The 6,087-nt window shown below is 72.6% G+C and carries 4 protein-coding genes and 1 pseudogene; all 5 read left to right on the forward strand.

Annotation, left to right across the window (positions count from 1 at the left end):
- A partial coding sequence (locus ABD378_RS36575) for a DUF7847 domain-containing protein (protein ID WP_344528365.1) occupies positions 1–1,069 on the forward strand: 1,069 nt, incomplete at its 5' end.
- 4 nt (positions 1,070–1,073) lie between these two features.
- Positions 1,074–1,787: a DUF4129 domain-containing protein gene (locus ABD378_RS36580; protein WP_344528367.1), complete on the forward strand. Its 714-nt coding sequence runs from the start codon at positions 1,074–1,076 to the stop codon at positions 1,785–1,787.
- Positions 1,788–2,482: 695 nt separating this feature from the next.
- Positions 2,483–3,655, forward strand: a pseudogene (locus ABD378_RS36585) (DUF4350 domain-containing protein); the annotation flags it as partial.
- Positions 3,655–4,635: an AAA family ATPase gene (locus tag ABD378_RS36590; protein WP_344528371.1), complete on the forward strand. Its 981-nt coding sequence runs from the start codon at positions 3,655–3,657 to the stop codon at positions 4,633–4,635. The pseudogene ABD378_RS36585 and the gene ABD378_RS36590, both read left to right, overlap by 1 nt.
- The gene (locus ABD378_RS36595; RefSeq protein ID WP_344528369.1) at positions 4,635–5,945 is read left to right on the forward strand and encodes a DUF58 domain-containing protein; all 1,311 of its coding nucleotides are present in this window, start codon (positions 4,635–4,637) and stop codon (positions 5,943–5,945) included. Before ABD378_RS36590 ends, ABD378_RS36595 begins: the two co-directional genes overlap by 1 nt.
- The last annotated feature ends 142 nt before the right edge of the window (positions 5,946–6,087 follow it).

Consider the following 6,087-nt stretch of genomic DNA (forward strand, 5'->3'; position numbering starts at 1 on the left):
CTCCGGCCCTGGTGGACCCGGCCCCGGTGGTCCGGGCGGTTACCCCGGCTGGGGCGCGTGGCAGGGCCCGCCGCCCGCCGCCAAGCCCGGCGTCATCCCGCTGCGCCCGCTCGGCGTCGGCGAGATCCTGGACGGCGCGGTCTCCACGATGCGTACGTACTGGCGCACGGTGCTCGGCATCTCGCTTGCCGTGGCCGTGTTCACGGAGATCGTCGTCATCCTGCTCCAGGGGCTCGTCCTCAACGACAGCGAGACCACCGACGTCCTCGACGACCCGAGCGCGACCGTCGGCGAACTGACCCGCGCCCTGGGCGACACCCTGCTGAGCTCCGGCGTGATCCTGCTGATCACCCTGCTCGGCACGATCGTCGCGACCGCCCTGCTCACGATGGTCACCAGCCGCGCGGTGCTCGGTAAGTCGGTCACCACGGCGGAGGCCTGGCAGGACGCCAAGCCGCAGTTGCCGAGGCTGATCGGCCTGACGCTGCTGCTCCCGCTCATCGGCATGGCGGTCGTCGCCGCAGGCACGCTGCCCGGCGTACTGATCGCGGTGGCCGGGGGAGGCGACGCAGGCATCAGCCTCGCCGTGCTCGGCGGATTCGCCGCCGGTGTCGTCGCCGTCTGGCTCCTTGTCCGCTTCTCGCTCGCCTCTCCCGCCCTGATGCTGGAGAAGCAGGGCGTGAAGAAGTCGATGACCCGCTCGGTGAAGCTGGTCCGCGGCTCCTGGTGGCGCGTGTTCGGCATCCAGTTGCTCGCCGCGATCATCGCCAACGTAGTGGCGTCGATCATCGTCATCCCCTTCGCGCTCATCGCGGGCGCGGTGAGCGGCGACGGCGTCACCGGCTTCCTCGACAGCGGAACCGGCGATCTCGGCTGGACCTTCCTGATCGTCAGCGGCGTCGGCTCGGTCATCGGCTCGATGCTGACGTTCCCGATCACCGCCGGCGTCACGGTCCTCCTCTACATCGACCAGCGCATCCGCCGCGAGGCCCTGGACCTCGAACTCGCCCGCGCGGCAGGCCTCCAGGACACCAACGGCCCGAACGCCCCCGGCACCCCCGGGAGCTGATGCGATGACGGGGGCAGTTCTGGTTCTGGCCGGCTCAAGAGCGGCGAGCACACCACTCGCCCCGGCACGCACCGGCGAGGACGACCCACCGGTGACGATCCCGCGCGCCCCCGCAAGGGAGGCCGCCGAGCGCGAACTGTCCGACCCCGCCTACCACGAGAACGACCCCAGCCTCCTCCAACGCGCCCTGAACCGCTTCTGGGACTGGGTCGACGACCTGTTCACCGCCGCCTCGGGGGCGACCCCGGGCGGTGGCTTCGGCCTCCTGGTCATCGTCGTCGCCGTGGTGGCCCTCATCGCGGCCCTCTGGTGGCGCCTGGGCACCCCGCACCGCGCCCCCGCGTCGTCCCCCGCCCTCTTCGACGACCGCCCGCGGACCGCGGCGGAACACCGCGCCGCCGCCGAGGCGCACGCCGCCCAGGGCCACTGGAACCAAGCCGTCCAGGAACGCATGCGGGCGATGGTCCGCTCCCTGGAGGAACGCGCCCTACTGGACCCCCGCCCAGGCCGCACAGCGGACGAAGCAGCAGCGGAAGCGTCCCAAACCCTCCCCGCACACGCCACGGAACTCCAGGCAGCAGCCCAGTCGTTCGACGCCATCACCTACGGCGGCCGCACAGCCACCGAGCCGACCTACGACCGCCTGACCACCCTGGACAAGGCCCTGACCCAAACAAGGCCAACCCTCAGCAACACCCCTGAGGGAGCCCTCAATTGACGACCCCCCAAAACCCCACCACCCCCAACTCCACCCCCAAGACCAACACCAAGGCCACGACCGGCAAGACGACCGGGCCTGAGGCCGGGCCCGCAGTCGGGCCCAAGGGTGAGACCGGCAACGGAAGCGGGTCCGGAGCCAGGCCCGAGGATAGGACCGGAAGCGACACCAGGCCTGCAGCCAGCACCGACAATCGGCCCGGGGCCAGGACCGGGGCCAGGACCGGGAGCGGGGCCGGGAGCGGGAGCGGGACCGGGAGCGGGAGCGGGACCGGGACCGGGAGCGGGAGCGGGACCGGGAGCGGGACCGACAGCGGAACGAGGTCCGGAGCCAACACCGACGACCCCGGCAATCCCAGCAGCCCTGGTTACCCTGGCAACTCTGACGGCACCGGCAGCCCCGGCAACTCTGGCGGCACCGACAGTTCCGGCAGCTCCGGCAGCCACGGTGGCTCTGGCGGTCCCGGCGCCCCCGGCAAATCCAGCGGCTCCGGCAGCTCCGACGGCCCCGGCAACTCTGGCGGCACCGACAATTCCGGCAGCACCGGCAGCTCCGGCAGCCACGGTGGCTCTGGCGGTCCCGGCGCCCCCGGCAAATCCAGCGGCTCCGGCAGCACCGGCAGCTCCGGCGGTCCCGACAACCCCGGCGGCCCCGCCAGCCCGAGCGACCCCGGCAACACCCCCGCCCCCTCCCCCACTTCCTCCGCCCCCACCCCCCGCCAACTCTGGACCCGGACCCGCGGCATCCTCCTCGCCCTGTTCGTCCTCCTGGCAGCCGCCATCGCCATCGCGGCCGTCCGCACCGGCGCCCAGCACGGCCGCCTCGACCCCCGCTCCACCGACCCCTACGGCAGCCGCGCGGTCGCCGAACTCCTCGCCGACCGCGGCGTATCCACCCGCGTGGTCACCACTTCCGAAGAGGCCAGGTCCGCGGCAGGACCGGACACCACGCTCCTGGTCGCATCCCCCGACCGGCTCACCGAGCGCCAGCAGTCGCGCCTCCGCGCGGCCACCAAGGACTCCCGAGGCCGCACCGTCCTCCTCGCCCCCGGCACCCCCTCGGTCAGCACCCTCGCCCCCGGGGTCACCGCGGACGCCACCCCCAGCCTCGACTCGACGCTCTCCCCCCGCTGCTCCCTGCCCGCGGCCGAGCGCGCAGGCTCCGCCGACGTGGGCGGCCTCCGCTACGACACCCTCGCTCCGGACGCCGAAGCCTGCTACCTCACCGACGGCCTACCCAGCCTGCTGCAGCTCCCGGCCGCCGACGGGCCCGGCGACACCGTCGTACTCGGCGCCCCCGACATCCTCTTCAACGACCGCCTCGACGAGCAGGGCAACGCCTCACTGGCCCTGCAACTCCTCGGCTCCCGCCCCCACTTGGTCTGGTACCTCCCCTCACTCTCCGACGACGCCGGCGCCGACGCCGATACCGCCGACCGCGACTTCTTCGACCTGATCCCCGACGGCTGGCTCTGGGGCACCCTGCAACTCACCATCGCCGCCGCACTCGCCGCCCTGTGGCGCGCCCGCCGCCTCGGCCCGCTCGTCCCCGAACGCCTCCCCGTCGCCATCCGCGCCTCCGAAACCGTCGAAGGCCGAGCCCGCCTCTACCGCAAGGCGAACGCCCGCGACCGCGCGGCCGCCGCACTCCGCTCGACCACCCGCACCCGCATCGCCCGTCTCATCGGCCTGACCGCCGGCCAGGCCCACGCCCCCGAGACCCTGCTCCCCGCCCTCTCCGCCAAACTCCGCACCCCCGGCCACGACCTGCACCCCCTCATCTTCGGCCCGCCCCCGGCCAACGACGCGGCCCTCATCACCCTCGCCGACCAACTCGACGCCCTCGAAAGAGAGGTACGTACTTCATGATGGACCCGACCACTGACAACGCCGGGAGCTCCGGCAGCGCCCGCTCCTCCCTGGAGTCCCTGCGCACCGAGATCTCCAAGGCCGTGGTCGGCCAGGACCCCGCGGTGACGGGCCTCGTCGTGGCCCTGCTCTGCCGCGGCCACGTCCTCCTCGAAGGCGTACCCGGAGTGGCGAAGACCCTGCTCGTCCGCGCCCTCGCCGCATCCCTCGAACTGGACACCAAGCGCGTCCAGTTCACCCCGGACCTGATGCCGAGCGACGTCACGGGCTCCCTCATCTACGACGCCCGCACCACCGAGTTCTCGTTCCAGCCTGGCCCGGTCTTCACCAACCTCCTCCTCGCCGACGAGATCAACCGCACCCCGCCCAAGACCCAGTCCTCCCTCCTCGAAGCGATGGAGGAACGCCAGGTCACGGTCGACGGCACCCCCCGCCCGCTCCCCGAACCCTTCCTCGTCGCGGCCACCCAGAACCCCGTCGAGTACGAGGGCACATACCCCCTCCCCGAGGCCCAACTCGACCGCTTCCTTCTCAAGCTCACCGTCCCCCTCCCCTCCCGCCAGGACGAGATCAGCGTCCTCACCCGTCACGCGGAGGGCTTCAACCCCCGCGACCTCCACGCCGCCGGCATCCGCCCCGTCGCGGGCCCCGCCGACCTGGAGGCGGCCCGCTCCGCGGTCGCCAAGACATCCATCTCCCCCGAGATCACCGGCTACGTGGTGGACATCTGCCGCGCCACACGCGAGTCCCCGTCCCTCACCCTGGGCGTCTCCCCCCGAGGCGCCACAGCGCTCCTCTCCACGGCCCGCGCCTGGGCCTGGCTGACGGGCCGCGACTACGTCATCCCCGACGACGTGAAGGCCCTCGCCCTCCCCACTCTCCGCCACCGCGTCCAGCTCCGCCCGGAGGCCGAGATGGAAGGCGTGACAGCGGACTCGGTCATCAACGCGATCCTCGCCCACGTCCCGGTCCCCCGCTGATGGCCCTCACCGGCCGCACAGCCCTCCTGGCGGCCCTCGGCAGCCTCCCCGTAGGCATCTGGGACCCCAGCTGGACCGGCATCCTCGCGGTGAACACCCCGCTGGCCCTGGCCTGCGCCTGCGACTTCGCCCTCGCCGCCCCCGTACGCCGACTCGGCCTGACCCGCGCAGGCGACACCTCCGTACGGCTCGGAGAACCCGCCGAAGTCCAGCTGACGGTCACCAACCCCTCCGGCCGTCCCCTGCGCGCCCAGCTCCGCGACGCCTGGCCCCCCAGCAGCTGGCAGCCCGGCACCGAAGTCGAGGCCTCCCGACACCGGCTGACGATCCCTCCCGGAGAGCGACGCCGCCTCACCACCCGCCTGCGCCCCACCCGCCGCGGCGACCACCAGGCGAACCGCGTCACCATCCGCTCGTACGGCCCCCTGGGACTCCTCACCCGCCAGGGCAGCCACAAGGTCCCGTGGACACTCCGGGTCCTGCCTCCCTTCACCAGCCGGAAGCACCTCCCCTCCAAGCTGGCCCGCCTGCGCGAACTCGACGGCCGCACCAGCGTGCTGACCCGCGGCCAAGGCACGGAATTCGACAGCCTCCGCGACTACGTCCCCGGCGACGACACCCGCTCCATCGACTGGCGCGCCACCGCCCGCCAGTCCAGCGTCGCCGTCCGCACCTGGCGCCCCGAACGCGACCGCCACATCCTGCTGGTCCTCGACACCGGCCGCACCTCGGCGGGCCGGGTCGGCGACGCCCCGCGCCTCGACGCCTCGATGGACGCGGCCCTGCTCCTCGCGGCCCTGGCCTCCCGAGCGGGCGACCGAGTGGACCTCCTCGCCTACGACCGCCGGGTACGCGCCCTGGTCCAGGGCAAGGCTGCAGGCGATGTGCTCCCCTCCGTCGTCAACGCCCTGGCCACGCTGGAACCGGAACTCGTCGAAACGGACGCCAGGGGCCTGACCTCAACAGCCCTCCGCACCGCGAAGCGCAGCTCTCTGATCGTGCTCCTGACCAGCCTCGACGCGGCCCCCATCGAAGAGGGCCTGCTCCCCGTACTCTCCCGCCTCACCCAGCGCCACACGGTCCTCCTTGCCTCGGTGGCCGACCCCCACATCGAGCAAATGGCCAAGGCCCGCGGAACAACAGAGGCCGTGTACGACGCGGCAGCCGCCGCCCAGGCCCACGCGGAACGCCACCGCACGGCAGAACAACTCATCCGCCACGGCGTCACAGTGGTGGACGCGACCCCCTCCGACCTGGCCCCCGCCTTGGCAGACGCGTACCTGTCCTTGAAGGCAGCCGGCCGCCTCTGAAATAGGAAAAGGCCCTTGAAGGACCTCTAAATAGGGTGAACGCAGAAAACCCCCGCACCCAGAGGGTGCGGGGGTTTCCCGTAATAATAGTTCGGCGGCGTCCTACTCTCCCACAGGGTCCCCCCTGCAGTACCATCGGCGC

It is taken from the genome of Streptomyces rectiviolaceus, from assembly GCF_039533825.1.
GTDB classification, from domain to species: domain Bacteria; phylum Actinomycetota; class Actinomycetes; order Streptomycetales; family Streptomycetaceae; genus Streptomyces; species Streptomyces rectiviolaceus.